The sequence below is a fragment of the Verrucosispora sioxanthis genome, from assembly GCF_010560025.1.
Taxonomy (GTDB): Bacteria; Actinomycetota; Actinomycetes; order Mycobacteriales; family Micromonosporaceae; genus Micromonospora; species Micromonospora palythoicola.
On sequence record NZ_SAIY01000005.1, the window covers coordinates 557278 to 576887 of the forward strand.

16 protein-coding genes are annotated in these 19610 nt (G+C 70.9%); 7 read left to right on the plus strand and 9 right to left on the minus strand.

What is annotated here, in order from left to right:
* Positions 1–12: 12 nt before the first annotated feature.
* Both coaE and rpsA read right to left on the minus strand, forming a co-directional pair.
* Positions 13–1194: a dephospho-CoA kinase gene (coaE, locus tag ENC19_RS18215; protein WP_164448315.1), complete on the minus strand. Its 1182-nt coding sequence runs from the start codon at positions 1192–1194 to the stop codon at positions 13–15.
* 240 nt (positions 1195–1434) lie between these two features.
* Positions 1435–2928, minus strand: coding sequence for a 30S ribosomal protein S1 (gene rpsA, locus ENC19_RS18220; protein ID WP_099844791.1), 1494 nt, complete (start codon positions 2926–2928; stop codon positions 1435–1437).
* Positions 2929–3245: 317 nt separating this feature from the next.
* Between rpsA and ENC19_RS18225 the strand changes: the two genes are divergently transcribed.
* The 5 genes from ENC19_RS18225 to ENC19_RS18245 all read left to right on the plus strand — a co-directional run bounded on the left by ENC19_RS18225 (position 3246) and on the right by ENC19_RS18245 (position 6848).
* Positions 3246–4052, plus strand: coding sequence for a class I SAM-dependent methyltransferase (locus ENC19_RS18225; protein WP_164448316.1), 807 nt, complete (start codon positions 3246–3248; stop codon positions 4050–4052).
* A gap of 160 nt (positions 4053–4212) precedes the next feature.
* On the plus strand, positions 4213–4815 hold the full coding sequence (locus ENC19_RS18230; protein WP_235944861.1) for a Uma2 family endonuclease: 603 nt from the start codon (positions 4213–4215) through the stop codon (positions 4813–4815).
* Positions 4816–4906: 91 nt separating this feature from the next.
* Positions 4907–6118 carry an esterase-like activity of phytase family protein gene (locus ENC19_RS18235; RefSeq protein ID WP_164448317.1) on the plus strand — a complete coding sequence of 404 codons (1212 nt, stop codon included), beginning with the start codon at positions 4907–4909 and terminating at the stop codon, positions 6116–6118.
* Positions 6119–6211: 93 nt separating this feature from the next.
* Positions 6212–6430, plus strand: coding sequence for a hypervirulence associated TUDOR domain-containing protein (locus tag ENC19_RS18240; RefSeq protein WP_164448318.1), 219 nt, complete (start codon positions 6212–6214; stop codon positions 6428–6430).
* Complete coding sequence (locus ENC19_RS18245; protein ID WP_164448319.1) at positions 6417–6848, plus strand: DUF3140 domain-containing protein; 432 nt, start codon at positions 6417–6419, stop codon at positions 6846–6848. The genes ENC19_RS18240 and ENC19_RS18245 overlap by 14 nt, the downstream gene beginning before the upstream one ends.
* A 314-nt stretch (positions 6849–7162) precedes the next feature.
* Here the strand turns inward: ENC19_RS18245 and polA are convergent, their stop codons facing one another.
* Positions 7163–9862 (minus strand): DNA polymerase I, encoded by a 2700-nt coding sequence (polA, locus tag ENC19_RS18250; protein ID WP_164448320.1) that lies wholly within the window; start codon positions 9860–9862, stop codon positions 7163–7165.
* A 474-nt stretch (positions 9863–10336) separates the two neighbouring features.
* On the opposite strand from polA, the gene ENC19_RS18255 reads away from it, so the two are divergent.
* Both ENC19_RS18255 and ENC19_RS31460 read left to right on the plus strand, forming a co-directional pair.
* Entirely contained in the window at positions 10337–11836 is a 1500-nt protein-coding gene (locus tag ENC19_RS18255) for an AfsR/SARP family transcriptional regulator (protein ID WP_164448321.1), read from the plus strand.
* On the plus strand, positions 11722–13101 hold the full coding sequence (locus tag ENC19_RS31460) for a tetratricopeptide repeat protein (RefSeq protein ID WP_164448322.1): 1380 nt from the start codon (positions 11722–11724) through the stop codon (positions 13099–13101). Before ENC19_RS18255 ends, ENC19_RS31460 begins: the two co-directional genes overlap by 115 nt.
* Positions 13102–13160: 59 nt before the next feature.
* On the opposite strand, the gene ENC19_RS18265 is transcribed toward ENC19_RS31460, so the two are convergent.
* The 6 genes from ENC19_RS18265 to ENC19_RS18290 form a co-directional block, all read right to left on the minus strand.
* On the minus strand, positions 13161–13871 hold the full coding sequence (locus tag ENC19_RS18265) for an ABC transporter ATP-binding protein (RefSeq protein WP_164448323.1): 711 nt from the start codon (positions 13869–13871) through the stop codon (positions 13161–13163).
* Entirely contained in the window at positions 13861–14784 is a 924-nt protein-coding gene (locus ENC19_RS18270; protein ID WP_208020938.1) for an ABC transporter ATP-binding protein, read from the minus strand. Before ENC19_RS18270 ends, ENC19_RS18265 begins: the two co-directional genes overlap by 11 nt.
* Positions 14774–15946 (minus strand): branched-chain amino acid ABC transporter permease, encoded by a 1173-nt coding sequence (locus ENC19_RS18275; protein ID WP_164448325.1) that lies wholly within the window; start codon positions 15944–15946, stop codon positions 14774–14776. Before ENC19_RS18275 ends, ENC19_RS18270 begins: the two co-directional genes overlap by 11 nt.
* Positions 15943–16917 (minus strand): branched-chain amino acid ABC transporter permease, encoded by a 975-nt coding sequence (locus ENC19_RS18280; RefSeq protein ID WP_164448326.1) that lies wholly within the window; start codon positions 16915–16917, stop codon positions 15943–15945. The genes ENC19_RS18275 and ENC19_RS18280 overlap by 4 nt, the downstream gene beginning before the upstream one ends.
* A gap of 67 nt (positions 16918–16984) precedes the next feature.
* Positions 16985–18139, minus strand: coding sequence for a branched-chain amino acid ABC transporter substrate-binding protein (locus ENC19_RS18285; protein WP_164448327.1), 1155 nt, complete (start codon positions 18137–18139; stop codon positions 16985–16987).
* 133 nt (positions 18140–18272) lie between these two features.
* Positions 18273–19583: a hypothetical protein gene (locus ENC19_RS18290; protein ID WP_164448328.1), complete on the minus strand. Its 1311-nt coding sequence runs from the start codon at positions 19581–19583 to the stop codon at positions 18273–18275.
* Positions 19584–19610 lie beyond the last annotated feature (27 nt).

The window sequence follows — 19610 nt, forward strand, 5'->3', positions numbered from 1 at the left end:
GCAACCCGCCCCTCAGGGGCGCCAACCGGTGCGTGCGGCCCACTCCTCCGCCCGGAGGTGCTCCTCGTCGAACCACGGGTCCTTCGCCGTGGCGTACGCGCCGCTGTCCGGCGCGGACGCCGCCAGCTCCCGCTTGAGCACCAGGTACGCGGCCCGTCGGTCGGGGTCGGCGCGCAGGTGGTCGCGCATCAGCAGGGCGTACCGCCAGCCCGGCGAACCGGTCACCCGCAGGTGCAGATGCACCGGTCGGGCCGGGTCGGCGTTGCCGTGCAGCCGCTTCGCCCACCGGTCGCCACCGGCTGGTCGGGGGCTGTCCCACCAGTCGCCCGGCAACCGGGGGAAACCGGCGTCGGCCAGCCGCTCGGCCAACACACCGTCGGCGTCGGCGAGGGACGGCACGCTGAGCTGGATGTCGATGACATCCTTGGCGGCCAACCCGGTCATCGCGGTCGAGCCGATGTGGTCGATCCGCAGGTCGGCGGGGGCGATCGCGTGCCGGATCCGGTCCGCCAGCCGGGCGTACTGCTGGGGCCAACTCGGGTTCGGCTCGACAAGCGTCACCCGGCCCGCCCGCACCGCCCGCCGGTGACGCACGTTGTCCTCGAAGGGCACCAGCCGGTCACGCCAGAGCGCGTCGACCGCCGCGTGCAGGTCGTCGAGGGTGCCCTCGTTGGCCAGCAACACGTCCGCCACCGCCGCGCGGCGGGCGTCGTCGGCCTGGGCGGCGATCCGGCGCTGCGCCTCCGCCCGGCTCATCCCCCGATCACGGGCCAGCCGCGCCAACCGGATGTGCACCCCCGCCTGCACCACGACCACCAGGTGGTACGTGGGCGCCAACCCCACCTCGGCCAGCAACGGGACGTCGTTGACCACCACGGCGTCCGCCGGGGCGGCGGCGGTCAGCTCGACGGTACGGGCCCGGACCCGACCGTGGACGATCGCCTCCAGCCGGCGCCGGGCCGACTCGTCGGCGAACACCAACTCACCCAGGGCAGCCCGGTCCAGGGCCCCGTCGGCGTCCAGCACCCGGTCGGAGAAGGCGGCGACGACCTCGGCGAGACCCTCGGTGCCGGGCGCGACCACCTCCCGGGCGAGCTGATCGGCGTCGATGAGTATCGCACCCCGCTCGACCAGCCGTCCGGCCACCGCGCTCTTGCCCGAACCGATCCCACCGGTCAACCCCACCCTCAGCACGGCACCCAGTCAACCCGATCACCCCACCCCCGCCAACCCCGCCCCACCCACCCTGCGTTGATCATGAGGTTGACGGCAATTGTTGATCTTCAAAGTGCCGTCAACCTCATGATCAACGGGGACGAGGAGGGCCCCGCTCCGACCCGGAGTACCGGGGTCGGGGCGGGGCCCTCTGTGGTCAGCCGACAGCTTCGGGTCTCGGCGGGGCGTCAGACGCGCCGAACCGAAGGTGTCATCGGGTCACTTGCCGCCGGCGAGCTTCTCCCGCAGTGCGGCGAGCGCCTCGTCGGTGGCCAGCGTGCCCGCCGGCTCCTCGGCCTGCCGGCTCGGCGCCGCGCTGGTCGAGGTGGTGGTGCCGCCGGCCGCGGGGGCCGGCTGCGGGTTCGCGGCGGCCTCGGCCTCGGCGGCCCGGGACGTCTGCACCTGCTTCTGGTGCGCCTCCCAGCGCTGCCGCGCCTCGGCGTACTGGTTCTCCCAGGTCTCGCGCTGCTTGTCGTACCCCTCGAGCCACTCGCCCGTCTCCGGGTCGAAGCCCTCCGGGTAGATGTAGTTGCCCTCGGTGTCGTAGGTCGCGGCCATGCCGTAGAGGGTCGGGTCGAAGTGCTCCTCGCCCTCGACAAAGCCCTCGTTGGCCTGCTTGAGCGACAGCGAGATCCGGCGACGCTCCAGGTCGATGTCGATGACCTTGACCATGACCTCGGAGCCGACCTGGACGACCTGCTCGGGGATCTCCACGTGACGCTCGGCCAGCTCGGAGATGTGCACCAGGCCCTCGATGCCGTCGTCCACCCGGACGAAGGCACCGAACGGCACCAGCTTGGTGACCTTACCCGGCACGATCTGCTGGATGGCGTGGGTGCGGGCGAACTGACGCCACGGGTCCTCCTGGGTCGCCTTCAGCGACAGCGAGACCCGCTCACGGTCCAGGTCGACGTCCAGGACCTCGACCTCGACCTCCTGGCCCACCTCGACGACCTCGGACGGGTGGTCGATGTGCTTCCAGGACAGCTCGGAGACGTGCACCAGGCCGTCCACGCCGCCCAGGTCGACGAAGGCGCCGAAGTTGACGATCGAGGAGACGACGCCCTTGCGGACCTGCCCCTTCTGGAGCTTGTTGAGGAACTCGGTGCGCACCTCGGACTGCGTCTGCTCCAGCCAGGCCCGGCGGGACAGCACCACGTTGTTGCGGTTCTTGTCCAGCTCGATGATCTTGGCTTCGAGCTCGCGGCCGACGTACGGCTGCAGGTCACGCACCCGCCGCATCTCGACCAGGGAGGCCGGCAGGAAGCCACGCAGCCCGATGTCGAGGATGAGGCCACCCTTGACCACCTCGATGACGGAACCGCGGACGACGCCGTCCTCGTCCTTGATCTTCTCGATCGTGCCCCAGGCCCGCTCGTACTGCGCCCGCTTCTTGGAGAGGATCAGCCGACCCTCCTTGTCCTCCTTCTGAAGGACAAGGGCCTCGATGTGGTCACCCACCGAGACGACCTCTGCCGGGTCCACGTCGTGCTTGATCGACAACTCCCGAGAGGGGATGACACCCTCGGTCTTGTAGCCGATGTCGAGCAGGACCTCGTCCCGATCGACCTTGACGACGGTGCCTTCGACAATGTCGCCGTCGTTGAAGTACTTGATGGTCTCGTCGATCGCGGCGAGGAAAGCCTCCTCTGAGCCGAGATCGTCGACGGTGACCTTGGTGGCGCTCGAGGGGGCCTCGATGCTGCTCGTCATGTGGGCGGTTGCTCCGGTCGGATGGTGTGTCACAGCAGGCTGGTGTCGCGGTGACCTGTGCGCGCCAACGGATTTGTCGGCGGGCCCACCTGGAAATCGCTGAACGAGATCTTGATGTGACTCCGTCGACCGCGCACCTGCTCCCTGCCGAGGCACACGATCCGCGAGCGCATCGTCTACCCTACCTGCTGCATTACCACAGCGTGCAAGCCCTCCCGCCTACTCGTCGGCGCACCAGCCGCCAAAGCGGAGATTTCGACCAGACACCCCACCGGCCCGCCGCCCGCCCTCCCAGCGTGAGGGCCTAGCGTGGCCTGGTGAACGACGACGACCGGGTGACCCGCCGCCGGGTGGGTGACGCCGAGGCCCGCACCGCCAACCGACGCTGGTGGGACGCCGACGCCGACGCGTACCAGGCAGAACACGGCGACTTCCTGGGGGACGTGGACTTCGTCTGGTGCCCGGAGGGCCTGCGCGAGGCAGACGCCCGACTGCTCGGTGACGTGTGCAGGCGACGGGTGCTGGAGGTGGGCTGCGGCGCGGCGTCCTGCTCCCGCTGGCTCGCCACCCAGGGCGCCCGGCCGGTCGCGGTGGACCTCTCCGCCGGCATGTTGCGGCACGCGGCCCAGGCCAACACCCGCAGCGGGGTACGCGTACCGCTGGCGCAGGCCGACGCGCTCGCGTTGCCCTTCGCCGACCAGAGCTTCGACATCGCCTGCACGGCGTTCGGCGCGGTCCCGTTCGTCGAGGACTCGGCGGCGCTGATGGGCCAGGTGCACCGGGTGCTGCGTCCCGGCGGCCGGTGGGTCTTCTCGGTCACCCACCCGATGCGGTGGATCTTCCTGGACGATCCCGGGGAGGGCGGGTTGACCGCGGTGCACTCGTACTTCGACACCCGGCCGTACGTAGAGCTGGACGAACACGGCCGGGCCAGCTACGTCGAACAGCACCGCACCCTCGGCGACCGGGTCCGCGAGCTGGTGGGTGCCGGGTTCCGGCTGCTGGACCTGGTGGAACCGCGGTGGCCGGAGGGACACGAGGGGATCTGGGGGCAGTGGAGCCCGCTGCGCGGCCGACTCTTCCCCGGCACCGCCATCTTCATCACCGAGAAACCGGCCGAGTGAGCCTGCCGGCTGTCCGGTCCGGCGCCGTCGCGGACAGCGAGTGCGACGCCGCCGTCCCGGGGTGGCGTTACGCTCACGTCATGAGCGTGCGCCAGCGAGCGAATCATCGACGCGGTGCCGTGGTGCCTCATGCCGGCCCGCAGCTCGGCGGAGGGCCGGCATGAGCGCCGAGCCCGTCCCGACATCACCTGGCCCCTGGTGTCCGGACCCGATGCGGCAGCAGCGTGCGGACTACACGCTGGAGGACCTGCTCGCTCTGCCGGACGACGCCCCCCGCGTCGAACTCGTCGACGGAGTCATCCACGTGACACCTTCCCCCACCCTGGGCCATCAGGACATCTCATTCCTGCTGACGTCGTGGTTGCGAGCCCACGCGCCGGCACACCTGCGCGCCGCCCAGGCGGTCGGCGTCGGGCTCAGCCACAACACCAGCCGGCAACCGGACGTGCTGCTCTGCCGCGCCGGGCTGCCATCCGACCGGTCCCGGCTGCGGCCGGCGGACGTCGTGCTGGCCGTCGAGGTCGTCTCGCCGGGCACCCGCCGGGTCGACCGGTTCGCCAAGCCGGGCGAGTACGCCGCCGCCGGCATCCCCTTCTACTGGCGCATCGAGCAGAACCCGGTGCACGTGTACGCGTACCGCCTCGGCGACCGGATCGGGCCGGGCGGGGAGCGACAGTACGAACTCGTCTCCGACAGCGCCGAGCTGATCGAGCTGACCGAACCGTTCGAGATCAAACTTCCGGTCCGCGACCTCACCGGATAGCCGACCGCCGGACAAACCGGTCACCGGACGCCCGACGGTGGCCATCGCCAGGTTTCCCCCAGTTCACCCGCGCTCCCTAACGTCCGGGCGCATGAGACAGATCACCGCCACCCGCCTGGGGCGGGCACTCGCCGGTGCCGGCGTCCTCACCCTCGCCCTCACCCTGGGCGGCACCGCGTCCTTCGCCGGTGCGCCGACGACCGCCAGGCCGACCCTCACGGGTTTCGCGTCGCTGCCGGCCGCCACCTTCGTACCCGGCAGCGAGCCCTCCGGCAGCCTCGTCACCGGCAACACCAACGGCTACCCCACACCCTTCGCCGACCAGCCGATCCAGGGCTTCTCCGGTATCGCCGACAACGGCGACGGCACCTTCGACGTGCTGTCCGACAACGGCTACGGCAACCAGGCGAACTCGGCGGACTTCCTGCTGCGCATCCAGCGGCTCGCTCCGGTGTTCGCCACCGGCGACGTCGACGTGGTCGGCGGGATCAACCTCACCGACCCCGACGGGCACGTGCCGTGGCAGTTGACCCGCACCGACCGGGTGCTCACCGGCGCCGACTTCGACATCGAGTCGATCGTCAAGGCAGCCGACGGCAGCTACTGGATCGGCGACGAGTTCGGACCGTACCTACTGCACTTCGACCGGGCCGGCCGACTGCTGCGGGCGCCGATCCCGCTCGACGGTGTGGTCGCCCCGGAAACCGCCGCGCGCACCGGCGTCCCCGCCACCCTCGCCAGCAGCCGGGGCTTCGAGGGCCTGGCCGCCTCCCCCGACGGCCGCCATCTCTACGCGCTGCTGGAGGGCACCGTCGCCGGTGACGCTCCCGGCCAGTTGCGGCTCAACGAGTTCGACAGGCGCACCGGCCGCTACACCGGCAAGCGTCTCACCTACCGACTCGAAGCGCCGAACCTCGCGATCGGCGACGCGATCGCGATCGACCGGCACCGCTTCCTGATCATCGAGCGGGACGGCGGTCAGGGCCCCACCGCAGTGGTCAAGCGGCTCTACGTCGCCGACGCCCGCGACCGGGACCGGGACGGCCTGCTGGACAAGACCCTGCTCGTCGATCTGATGAACGTCGCCAACCCGAAGCGGCTGGGTGGCTTCGACACCACCTTCACGTTCCCCTTCCAGACCATCGAGAACGTGGTGATCCTGGACAAGCGGCGGGTGGCGGTGCTCAACGACAACAACTTCCCGTTCTCGACCGGTCGTACCGCCGAGGTGGCCGAGGACAACGAGTGGATCGTCATCACGCTGCCCCGCTCGCTCGACCCGGACCGACGCGTCCTGAGGTGACCGGCGCCGCCGCCCTACCCGTCCGCCGGCCTTCGGCACGGCCGGGGCAGGGCGGCGGCGTTTTCCCCGAAGGTGCCCGGGTACCCGGGCGGCATGGCCGACGAGGAGTTCCGCACCGGCGACCACGTCTCCTGGGCCAGCCACAGCGGCCGGGCCCACGGTGTGGTCAAGGAGAAGCTGACCGAACGCACCCACGTACGCGGGCACGCCGTGAACGCGACACCGGAGCAGCCGCAGTACCGCATCCGCAACGACGACTCGGGCCGGGATGTGGCCCACCGCCCGGAGGTGTTGCGCCGTGAGCAGTCGTGACGACCCCGACCAGACCTACCGGGAGTTCACCGAGGCGGTGAACATGAAGCCCGGCGAGCTGTCCACGTGGCTGGACACCGACGAGTCCAAGCATGTCGGCTGGCGGCGGAAGGGCAGCGGCGGCGGCGAGACGGTCGGCCACGAGTCCGGCCGAAAGATCATCGATCTGTTGCGCCGCAAGCGTGGCCAACTGACCGAGGCCGACTACAAGCACATGCGCAAGGTCGTCGGGTACGTGCGGCGGCACATGGCCCAGCGGCCCAGCGGCGACGTGCGCGACACCCGGTGGCGGTACTCGCTGATGAACTGGGGCCACGACCCGGTCAAGGCACCGCTGCCACCGCCCGGCGGCCCCTCCCGCAAGGCCCTCGACCGCCACGGCACCCCACCCAAGTCCCGCCGCGGCCCCGCCCGCTGAACCCACAACCCGCGCACCCCACCCACCCACCACCACACCAGCACCAGCACCAGCAGGCGACAACTCCGGCGAAGTCGATGTGTCAGCCGGCCCTGGAAACAGCAACTTCCCCGAAACTGCCTGCCATCAACGCACGGTTCGTCCACATGCCCGTGACCGACCCGCGTTCCGCGACCACGTCAGGGTTTCGGGGCAGCCCGACCCGCGCAGGGATCAAGCCTGACCGCCCGGAGCGGGTCGGGCTGCCCCGAAACCCCTTCCACGGGTACCCCGAAGCCCCTCCAGGGCGGCCCCGAAACCCCTCCGAGACCGGCTCAGTGGTCGGCGCTGTTCCAGTCGCGGCCGTCACCCACCGACACCTCCAGCGGCACCGACAGCGGGTACGCCCCACCCATCTCACGTCGGACCAGTTCCTCGAGCGCCGCCCGTTCGCCGGGTGCCACCTCGAAGACCAGCTCGTCGTGCACCTGCAGCAGCATCCGGGAGCGCAGCCCGGCGTCGCGCAGGGCGGTGTCGACGTGCAGCATGGCGACCTTGATGATGTCCGCCGCGGAACCCTGGATGGGGGCGTTGAGCGCCATCCGCTCGGCCATCTCCCGCCGCTGCCGGTTGTCGCTGACCAGGTCGGGCAGGTAACGCCGGCGGCCGAGAATGGTGGAGGTGTAGCCGTCCTGGCGGGCCCGGGCGACCACCTCCTGGAGGTAGTCCCGCACGCCGCCGAACCCGGCGAAGTAGTTCTCCATCAACCCGCGCGCCTCCTCGGCGCTGATGCCGAGCTGCTGGGACAGACCGAAGGCGCTGAGCCCGTACGCCAGGCCGTAGTTCATCGCCTTGATCTTGCGCCGCTGGTCCGGGGTGACCTCCGCCAGCGGCACCGTGAAGACCGACGAGGCCGTCGCGGCGTGGAAGTCGGCGCCGGAGTTGAACGCCTGGATCAGCGCGTCGTCGGCCGACAGGTGCGCCATGATCCGCATTTCGATCTGGCTGTAGTCGGCGGTCAGCAGGCACTCGAAGCCCTCACCAACCACGAAGGCGCGGCGGATCCGGCGCCCCTCCTCGGTACGGATGGGGATGTTCTGCAGGTTGGGCTCGGTGGAGGAGAGCCGTCCGGTGGCGGCCACCGTCTGGTTGAACGTGGTGTGGATGCGCCCGTCGTCGGAGACCGACTTGAGCAGCCCGTCCACCGTCGACTTGAGTTTGGCCACGTCGCGGTGCCGCAGCAGGTGGGCCAGCACCGGATGCGGGTTCTGCGCGTAGAGCCACTGCAACGCGTCGGCGTCGGTGGTGTAACCCGTCTTGATCCGCTTGGTCTTGGGCAGATTCAGCTCACCGAAGAGGATCTCCTGCAACTGCTTGGGCGAGCCGAGGTTGAACTCCCGCCCCACCGCCTCGTACGCGCCCTGCGCGGCCGCCTTCACCTCGGCGGCGAAGTGCGCCTCCAACTCCGTCAGGTAGTCGGTGTCCGCGGCGATGCCGGTGCGCTCCAACTGCGCCAGCACCCGCATCAGCGGCAGCTCCACCCCGGCCATCAGCCGGGCCGACTGCTCCCCGTCGCGGGACAGCTCCGCGTCGATCGCGTCGGCCAGGTCGAGGGTGGCGCGGGCGTGCAGCATGAGGTTCTGCTCGGCCGCGCCGTCGCCGCCAAGACCGTCGAGGGTCAGCTGGCCGGACTCCGGTGCGTCGACCCGCAGCTCCCGATGCAGGTAGCGCAGTGCCAGGTCGGTCAGGTCGTAGGAGCGCTGGTCGGGGCGGGCAAGGTACGCGGCGATCTGGGTGTCGCGGGCGATGCCGGCCAGCGCCCAGCCGTGCGCGGCGAAGGCGAGCACGGCCGGTTTGCTGTCGTGCAGCACCTTGGGCCGGGTCTCGTCGGCCAGCCACGCCGCCAGCGCCGCCTCGTCGGCGGCTTCCAGCTGAGCCGGGTCGAACCAGGCCGCCGCGCCGTCGGCGGTGGCCAGCGCCATCCCGGTGACGGTGGCGGTGTGCCGGCGGTTCGGCCCGGTGTCGAGCTTGACCGCGACGCCGACCCCGGTGCCGGCCGGTGCGTGCGTCGCCAGCCAGCCAGCCAGCGCCCCGGGCTCGGCCAGCACCTCACCGACCAGGTCGAAGCCCGACTCCGCCTCCGGCTCGACCGCCTCCAGGTACTGGTAGAGACGGTCGCGCAGGATGCGGAACTGAAGCGTGTCGAAGACCTGGTGCACCGCCTCCCGGTCCCATCCCTGCCAGCGGGCGTCCTCGGGGCGCACCGGTAGCTCCAGGTCGGCGACCAGCTGGTTGATCTCGTAGTTGCGGATCACGTCGGCGAGCCGTTCCCGGAGACTGTCCCCCGCCTTGCCCTTGATCTCGTCGGCCCGGGCGATGACGCCCACCACCCCACCGTAGGTGTTGATCCACTTCGCCGCGGTCTTCGGGCCGACGCCGGGGATGCCGGGCAGGTTGTCGCTGGTCTCGCCGACCAGGGCGGCCAGGTCACGGTAACGGCCGGGGGTCACGCCGTACTTCGTCTCGACCGCCGCCGGGTCCATCCGCGCCAGGTCGGAGACGCCCTTGCGCGGGTAGAGCACGGTGATCTGCTCGTCGACCAACTGGAACGCGTCCCGGTCACCGGTGCAGATCAGCACCGGCATGCCCTGGTCACGGGCCTGGCAGGCCAGGGTGGCGATGACGTCGTCGGCCTCGTAGCCCTCCTTCTCCACCACCGGCACCCGCAGCGCCGCCAGGACCTCCTTCACCAGGCTGACCTGGCCCTTGAAGTCGGTCGGGGTCTCACTGCGGCCCGCCTTGTACTCCGCGTACTTCTCGGTGCGGAAGGACCGGCGGGACACGTCGAAGGCGACGACGATGTGGGTCGGTTGCTCGTCCCGCAACACATTGATCAACATCGAGGTGAAGCCGTAGACCGCGTTTGTCGGCTGCCCGGTCGTGGTGGAGAAGTTCTCCACCGGCAGGGCGAAGAACGCCCGGTAGGCCAGGGAGTGTCCGTCGACGAGGAGCAGGCGCGGGGTCGTAGCTGTCACGGCTGCGACTCTAGTCCGTACCGCCGACAACAACCGCCCCGACGTGGCCGGCCGGCAGCCGGTGGCCTCCCGGCGAAACCGCAGCTCGCAGCCGAGCGGGAAGGGAACGGGAAGGTCCAGCGGTAATGCTGGCGGGCGGACGTGCGGCGACTTCGGTGACGGGACGCAGACCGACGGCAACGGCCGGCGGTGTCGCGACCCGCCCACCGGCCGATGTCCTCCCAGGCGAGGCGCCGTCACGACCGCACGCACGGCGAAGGACCATTCGGGGGCGGGCGGGCCGACAGGTCCGCCTGCAGCGTCCTTCGCCGACCACTCGGCGCGGGGCCGGCCCGGCGAAGGCCGGCCCCGCCGGTGCCGGACGCCTCGCCGGCACCGGTGGCGGTCCGCCATGTTCCGGTGCCCCGGTAGCAGCCTTCCCGTCTGGTCCTAAACTCGCGGCGAGTCCCGTTCGCCGCGCCGCAGAGGACGTCCGTGGAGTTACACCTGCTCGGTCCCGTCGAGATCCGGCACCACGAGCGGCCCGTCGCCGTCGGTCGCCGGCTGCACCGTCTCCTGCTCGGGATACTCGCGCTACGCGCCAACACACTGGTGTCGACAAGTGAGCTCGTCGACCTGCTGTGGTCCGCCCGCGCACCGCGCACCGCCCGCGCCATGGTGCACTCGCGGGTGTCCGAGCTGCGCACCGCCCTGACCGCCGCCGGCATCGGCGACGAGCAGCTGACCATCCTGACCGACGGCAGCGGCTACCGGATGCTGCTCGATCCCACCACCGTCGACGTGCACCGGTTCCGGCTGTTGGTTGCCCGCGGCGGCGTTGCTGACGGGGCGCTCGACTGGCCGCAGCGGCGAGACCTGCTGCGCGAAGCCCTCGCCCTGTGGCGGGGGCCGGCCTTCGGTGGGTGGCTGCCCCGCCAACCGCCACCACCCGAGGTCGAATCGCTCGAGGATGCCCGGTTGACCGCCCTGGAGCAGCTCTTCGAGGCTGAGCTGAACACGGACGCCGACGCCGGTGTGCTCGTCGAACGGCTGGGCCCGCTCGCCGCGCAGCACCCCAGCCGGGAACGCTTCACCCTGTCGCTCATGCGCGCCCTCGCCGCCAGCCACCGCCCCGGCGACGCGCTGCGGGCCTACGAGCAGCACCGGCGCTGGCTCGCCGCCGAACTGGGCGCCGACCCGAGTGACGAACTGCGGCACCTGCACCTCACCCTGCTCCGCGCCGTCGAACCGGACGGATCGCCGCCAGACGTCGCCATGTCCACCCCGACGCTCCCGCCGGGACCGGCCGAACTGCCCGCGGAACCGGGCGGCTTCGTCGGGCGGCGGGCCGAGCTGACGCACCTCGACGCCGCCGTGCGCACCGGCAGCCGGATCGTCGCGCTCGTCGGTCCCGCCGGGGTCGGCAAGACGGCGCTCGCCCTGCGGTTCGCCCACGCCCGGCTGCACCAGCGGCCCGCCGCCCACCTGTACGCCGACCTGCGCGGCACCGCCGAGCCGGTCGCCCCCGCCACGGTGCTGGAGCGGTTCCTGCGGGCCCTCGGCGTGCCCGGGGACGCCATTCCCGCCGACCTCGACGAGCGGGCCGCCCGCTACCGCTCCGAGCTGGCCGGCCAGCCGGTGCTGATCCTGCTGGACAACGCCGACTCCTCGCACCAGGTCCGGCCGTTGCTGCCGGGCGCCGGTAGCAGTCTCGTGCTGATCACCAGTCGGCGTCGCCTCGACGGCCTGGTCGCCACCCACGGCGCCACCCAGGTCGTCCTCGCCCCGCTCACCGAATCCGACGCACAGCACCTCCTCCGGCAGGGGCTCGCTGCCTCGGCGGCGGACGAGTCGGCGGAGCTGCGCCGGATCGCCGAACTGTGCGACCGGCTGCCGCTGGCGCTCGGATCGCCGCCGCGCGGCTGGGCGAGTTCGGCGGCGGAACGGCGCTGGCCGGGAGGCTCGCCGCCGAGGGCGACCGGATCGGCCTGCTGACGGCGGAGGACGTCTCGGTACGAGCGGCCCTCCAGGTCTCCCTCACCGCGCTGGACGGTCCGAGCCGCACCATGTTCCACCTGCTCGGCGTGCACCCGGGGCAGCGTCCCGGCACCGACGCGTGCGCGGCGCTGGCCGGGCTGCCACCGCCCGTGACCCGGGACCTGCTCGACCGGTTGGCCGCCGTTCACCTGGTGCGCTCCGTCGACGGCCGCCATCAGATGCACGACCTGGTCCGGCTGTTCGCCGCCGAACAGGCTGCCGCCGACCCGGTCGCGGCGACGGCGGCACTGGAGCGGACGCTCACCTTCTACCGGAACACCGCCGCCGCGGCCGACCGCGTGCTGCGTCCGGCGGAACGGCCCAACTTCGACACCGCCGGGTCCCCGGTACGCTTCGCCGACCTGCCGGCCGCGCTGGCCTGGCTGGACGCGGAGGCCGACAACCTGGTGGCGGCCGTCGAGCGGGCCGAGGCGGACCATCCGCAACTCGCCTGGCAGATCGCCGCGGCGATGTACGGCTGGCTGTTCCGCCGTCACCAACGCGACCGCTGGATCGACCTGTACACACGTGGTGTCCGAGCCGCGCGGCAGGTCGGCGACGCCCGGGGCGAGGCCATGCTCAGCGGCCGGTTGGCGATCCCGCTCAGCCTGCTCGGCCGGCACGACGAGGCGGCCGGTCACTGCGCCCGGGCGTACGAGCTGCGGGTCGCCGAGGGCGACCAGCTCGGCGCGGCGACGGCGCTGCTGAACCTCGCGGCGATCGAGAACAACGCCGGGCGTCCCGCCGAGGCGATCCGGCGGCTCACCCAGGCCGAGGAGCGCAGCCGCGCCCTGCCCGACGCCGGTCATCTGCGTGCCCTGGTCGCCAGTAACCTGGGCGAGGCCCACCAGCTCGCCGGACGGCTCGACCACGCGGTGGAGCACTACCGGACGGCGTTGGCGCTCGCCGAGACGCACTGCGGAGCCCGGGACATGGCGGAGATCCTGGTCGGGCTGGCACGGACCCACCGCCGCGCCGGGCAGCCGCTGGAGACCCTACGGCTGGGACAACGCGCCGTCGAGCAGGCCCGGCTGGCCGGGGACGTGCTGATCGAGGCAGAGGCACGCGAGGAACTGGGGCACGCCCACCTGGCCCGCCGCGAGCGCGCTCGGGCACTCACGGAGCTGAGCACCGCGCTGGAGACGTACCGGGAGAAGGGACACCGCGGCACCGCCGAGCTGACCAGCCGGCTGGCGGAGCTGACCCGGTCGGCGCCCGACTGAAACGGGCCGGAACAGCACGGGGCCGGCCGGTGTCACCACCGGCCGGCCCGCGACGCGACTCAGGCCACGCCCAGGTACGCCTCCTTGACCGACGGGTCGTGCAGCAGATCCTGCCCGGTGCCCTCCTTGACGATCCGGCCGGTCTCCAGCACGTACCCCCGGTGGGCCCGGGAGAGCGCCTGCTGGGCGTTCTGCTCCACCAGCAGGATCGTGGTGCCCTGCTGGTTGATCTCCGTGATGATGTCGAAGATCTGCTGGATGATCATCGGAGCGAGGCCCATCGACGGCTCGTCCAGCAGCAGCAGCTTCGGCCGGCTCATCAACGCCCGGCCCACCGCGAGCATCTGCTGCTCGCCGCCGGAGAGCGTGCCGCCGTGCTGGCGGCGCCGCTCGGCCAGCCGGGGGAACAGCGTGAACACCCGGTCCAGGTCGGCGGCGATCCCGGCGTGGTCCCGCCGGGTGTACGCCCCCATGTCAAGGTTGTCCAGCACCGTCATGCCCGGGAAGATGCCCCGCCCCTCGGGTGCCTGGCAGATGCCCCGACGCACCCGCAGGTCGGCCCGCAGGTTGGTGATGTCCTCACCGTTGAATCGGATCGAGCCCAGGGCCACCGGCCGGAGTCCGGAGATGGCCCGCATCGTGCTGGACTTTCCGGCACCGTTGGCGCCGATGAGCGCGACCACTTCGCCTTCCTCGACGTGCAGGCTGATGCCGTGCAGCGCCTCGATCCGGCCGTAGCGCAGTGTCAGGTCGTCGATCTCAAGCAGCATCTGCGGGCTCCCCCAGGTAGGCCGCGATCACCTTCGGGTTGTCCCGCACCTCGGCGGGCGAACCCTCGGCGATCTTCTTGCCGAACTCCAGGACCACGATCCGGTCGGTGACCCCCATGACGAGCCGCATGTCGTGCTCGATGAGCAGGACCGTGAACCCCCGGTCCCGGATCTTGCGGATCAGGTCGAGCAGTTCCTCCTTCTCCGCCGGGTTGAACCCGGCGGCCGGCTCGTCGAGGCAGAGCAACTTCGGCTCGGTCGCCAGGGCTCGGGCGATCTCCAGTCGGCGCTGGTAGCCGTACGGGAGGTTGCGCGCCAGGTCGTTGGCCCGGTCGGCGATGCCCACGAACCGCAGCAGCTCCAGTGCCTTCCGCTCCCCGGCACGCTCCTCCAGCGTGTGCCGGGAGATGCCGAACACCTGCGCCGACGACCGGCGGACCTGCTGCCAGAACCGGAGCAGCCCGTTGGTCGAGTCGACCACCGGCAACTCCTCCGGCTTGGGCTTGACGCGGTAGAGCCGGAACAGCGCCCCGATCACGCTCGTGTGGTGCCGAGAATCCGCCCCCACCAGCACGTTCTCCAGCGCGGTCATCTCCGGGAACAGCCGGATGTTCTGGAACGTCCGGGCGATCCCCATCCGGTTGATTCGGTGCGGCTTACGCCCGCTCACCTGCTCCCCGTCGAAGCGAACCTCGCCCGAGGTCGGCCGGTAGACACCCGTCATCGCGTTGAAACAGGTGGTCTTGCCGGCCCCGTTCGGACCGATCAACCCGATGATCTCGCCCTTGTAGATCTGGAAACTCAGGTTGTCGAGCGCCACCACCCCACCGAAGCGGAGCGTGACCTGGTCCACCTCGAGCAACACCTCGCGCGGGGCGGCGTCCTCGGGCGACGTCATCTGCTTAGGCAACATTGACGGCAGCCTCCTTCGCCCGGTCCTGCAACTCCCGCGTTCGCCGCCGGCTCGGCAGCAGACCCTGCGGACGCAGCAGCATGATGAGCACCAGCGCCAGCCCGAAGGCCAGCACCCGGTACTCCGAGAAGTCCCGGAACCGCTCCGGCAGGTAGGCGAGCAGGAACGCGCCGAGCGCCACGCCCGCCATGTTGCCGGACCCGCCGACCACCACCATCGCGACGAACAGGATGGAGAGCTGGACGTTGAAGGTCTCCGGCTGGATGAAGGTCGACCGGCTGGCGAAGAGCAGACCCGACAACCCACCCAGGGCGGCGCCGATGGCGAACGCCCACAGCTTGAACTTGAACGGGTAGACACCCATGACCGCGGCGGCGTCCTCGTCCTCCCGGATGGCCAGCCACGACCGCCCGACCCGGCTGTGCTCCAGTCGGCGCACCAGCAGGACCATCAGCAGCACCACGGTGAGCGCCAGCCAGTACCAGGGCTCGATCTTGAGCAGCCCGAAGACGGTGTTGTCGGCCGACGGCGGCCCCTCCGGACCCGGGATGCCCGCGACGCCCTGCGCCTGGCCGGCCCACCCCGAGTTCTTGGCCACGATCCGGATGATCTCGCCGAAGCCCAACGTCACGATCGCCAGGTAGTCACCCCGCAACCGGAGCGTCGGCCAGCCCAGCAGCACGCCGGCGACCAGGGAGAAGGCCAGCGCGATCGGGATACAGACCGCCCAGGCGACCGCCCACTCCTCGGACAGGCCGAACTGCCGCTGCATCGACTGCACGACCGGCGACTGGGTCGAACCGAACAGCGCGACGCTGTAGGCACCCACCGCGTAGAAGCCGACGTAGCCGAGGTCGAGCAGACCGGCCAGGCCGATCACCACGTTGAGCCCGATCGCGACCAGCACGTACAGGGCGCACACGAAGAGCACCCCGGCCCAGTTCGAGCCGCCGGCGATGGAGTCGGTCCGGAACCAGTCCAGACCGGGGATGATCAGGTTCGTCCCCGGGATGTCACCAAGGAACGGCAGGTAGTACAGGAACGCGATCCCCGCCAGAACCCCCAGCCAACGCTGCCAGCGGGGCAGCGCCCGCCAACGGTCGGCCATGCCGCCAAAAGCGTGTCGGCGCCGCTCGTTGAACTGTCGCAGTGCCTCTGTCATGCCCTCGCCTTTCCGAGAGACTCACCGAGCAGACCGGTCGGGCGGAAGATCAGCACCACCACGAGCACCACGAAGGCGGCCACGTCCTCCCAGGTCGACCGGGTCAGCGTCGCGGCGTACACCTCGATCACACCGAGCAGCAGGCCACCGAGCAGCGCGCCCCGCAGGTTGCCGATGCCACCGAGCACCGCGGCGGTGAACGCCTTGAGCCCGATCACGAAACCGATGTCGAACTTGGTGATCCCGTACCGCATGTTCCACAACAGAGCGGCCGCACCCGCCATCAGTCCACCCAGCACGAAGACCAGCATGATCACCCGGTCCTGGTGCACCCCCATCAGCGCCGCGGTGTCCGGATTCTGCGCCACCGCGCGCACCCCCCGGCCGTACCGGGTCCGGTTGATGAACTGGTCCAGCCCGTAGAGCATCACCAGGGCCGACACCACCATGATGATCTGCACATTGGTGATGTTGGCGCCGGCCACCGAGATGACCGTCTCCTGCTTCAACATCGCCGGGATACCGATCACGAGCCGGTTCTCGCTGAAGCCGCGTCCCGAGAAGAACCCCGCCATCCACAGCGCGTAGATCTCCACCAGGACGAGCGAGACACCGATGGCGGTGATCAGGAAGATCAGCGGCGGCGCGTTCATCCGACGTAGTCGCCGGTACGCGACCCGCTCGACAGTCAACGCGGTGGCACCGGAGGCCGCCGCGCCGACGAGCAGACCGATGAGCAGGTAGACGATCGCCATGCCGATCGAGGGCGTGTCGGTGATCCCGAGCAGCGACCAGGTACCGAGAATCGCGAACGTGCCGACCATGAAGATCTCGGAGTGCGCGAAGTTGATCAGACGAAGCACACCGTAGACCAGCGTGTACCCCAGTGCGACGAGGGCGTAGATGGCCCCTTTGGACAACCCGTCCACCGTGTGCTGGGCCAGGTTGCCGAACAAGGCATCGAAATTCACGGGTTTCTCCCTTGGCACCGTCGCGCGGCCGGGGAAAAGACCCCGGCCGCGCAACGGTCATCCTGGCTCAGCTGAGCTTGATCTCCTGCTGGGCCGTGATCGCGCCATCCTTGATCTCGTAGGCCCAGATCACCACCCGGGACTTGTCCACGTCACCGGTCGGGTCGAACTTGAGGTACTTCGAGACGCCCTCCTTGTCGTAGGCGTCCACCCACTCCAGGAGGTCCTTACGCGTGGTCTTGCCCTCGGCCAGACCCTCGATCAGCACCTTCGCGGCGTCGAAGCCCTCGGCACCGTAGGAACCCGGAGGCGAGCCGTACTCCTTCTCGTAGTCGGCGGAGAAGGTGCCACCGGCCTTGTCCGGCGGCAGGCACGGGCAGGTCACGATCGCACCGTTGGCACCGGCACCGGCACCCGACGGGAAGGCCGGGTCGTACAGACCGTCGAAGCCGAGGAAGGTCGCCGTGATGCCGGCCTCCCGCATCTGCTTCAGCAGCGGGGCGGCCTCGTTGGTGTAGCCGCCGTAGGCGACCGCGTCCGGCGCGGCAGCCTTGATCTTCGAGATGGTGGCGGCGAAGTTGACCTGCTTCTCCTGAACCTGGTCGGTCCCGCCGGCCAGGTCACCGAGAGCCTTGGTCAGCTCACCCGCGATACCGGCACCGTAGGTGGTGCCGTCGTTGATCACGAAGACCTTCTTAGCCTTCGCCACGTCCCGGAAGTAGACAGCCGCGGCGGCACCCTGGGTGGCGTCGTTACCGACCACCCGGTGGAACGCCTTGTTGTCACCGGCGGTCAGCTCGATCGCCGTCGCCGACGGGCTCACCATGACCATGCCGGCGGCCTCGTAGACGTCCATCGTCGCCTTGGTCTCACCGGAGAACGCACCACCGATGACACCCAGGAAGGACTCGTCACCGACGACCTGGTTCGCGACCGGCGTGGCCTGCGTGGGGTCACCCTGGGTGTCGAACTCCTGCAGGGTGACCTGGCAGTCGGCGTTCGCCTCGTTGTGCTGCCTCACGGCGAGCTTGGCGCCGTTGAGCGACGGGATCACCAGACCGGAGTTCGGGCCGCTGAAGGCACCGAAGATGGCGAGCTTGCCACCGCAGTTACCGTCGCCGCCAGCATCGTTGCCCTCATCCGACGCCTGGCAGCCCGCCGCGGCAAACAGGGCTGCCGCCAGCCCGACGGCGCCCAGCGCCCGTACGTACTTACGCCTCACGGCTATTGACCTCCTCCAGATACAGGGGTCGGGCGCACCCGGGGCAGCGTCACCGGCCAGTTCGGCGGTCACCACCCAGGCGTGAATCCGCACACCTGCGTTACGGCTCGTGATGGCGGAGCGTACTGCGTCCCTAAACCGTCCCGGAAGACCCGCGAGCCACGCTTGCCAAACCGTTACGAACACAAGCGCCGATGCGACCGCCCCCGTAACAGCGCCGACCCACGCTCAGCCGGTCAACCCCGACAGCCCGAAGACCGCACCGGCCGCCCCGTCGTCCAGTACCAGCAGCAACCGGCCCGGCTCCCCGAACACCGACACCGAGCTGACCGGTCCGGCCGGCACCTCCCTCGGCAGCACCACCGGCCGCCACGAGGCACCGCGGTCCGCCGAACTCCACAGGGCATGACGCACGCCGTCGGTGACCGCCGTCACCACCTGCCCGTCGAAGGTCGACAACCCCCGCACGGCGGGCACGCCGGACGGCGCGGCCGCACCGAACCCACCCCCGCTCCCAGCCGTCGGGCCCGGCCCGCCAACCGCCGAACGCACGACCGCGCAGGCCGACGGCCACCGGCTCGCCGTCGACCCGCACCACCCGCTGCAACTCGTCGTACTCGTCGGTGCCCGGCACGGGCACCCGCTGCCAGCTCCGGCCGTCCGACGAACGCCACGCCAGCGGATCACGGTCGATCCGGCCCGGGCCGATGATCCCGCCCACCGCCAACCAGCCGCCATCCACCGGCGTCGCGTCGAACAACCAGGTGACCCCGTGCTCGTCGGTTGCCAGCCCCGGCACGCCCTCGAGGATCTCGAACTCCCCCGCCGCCTCCGAGAGCCAGACCGCCGCACCGCTGACCCGGTTCCCCACGATCATGAAACCCGACGGACCGGCGACCATCCGCGCCACGTTCACCGCCTGCGGGCCGCCGTAGAGCTCGAACCCGGCCCGAACCTCGGCCAACGCACCATCCGCGCGCCGCACCCAACTGCTCACCCGCGGATTCGCGTGCGCACCGCCGCTCTTCGCACCGACCGCCGCGAACCGGCCGTCGGTGCAGGCGACCGAGTACAGAATGTTCTGCCGGCCGTAGTAGGAGTCCGCCACGATCCGCACCGACTCCCAGGACACCCCGTCCGCGCTCGTCCAGGCCGCCGGCCGGGTCGCGTCACCGGGACCACCGACCGCACCGACGATGTACCAACGCCCACCGCAGGCGGTCACGTCGCGGAGCATCAACCGGCCGGGCGCGCCCGGCGGAGCGGGCAAGGTCAGCTCCCGCCAGTCGGGCTGCAACGGTGGCACCTCGTCCGGTCCGGGCGTACCGGCCCGACAGCCCATCACCAGCAGCAGGCAGGCAACGACGAGCGCAGCGGTACGCCGCAGAGCGGGTGCGAAGGCACCGTGCGGCGGGGCTGTGCCGTCGACCCGTCCTCCGCGCATGCCCGATGGTATCGGCGCCGCAGCCCG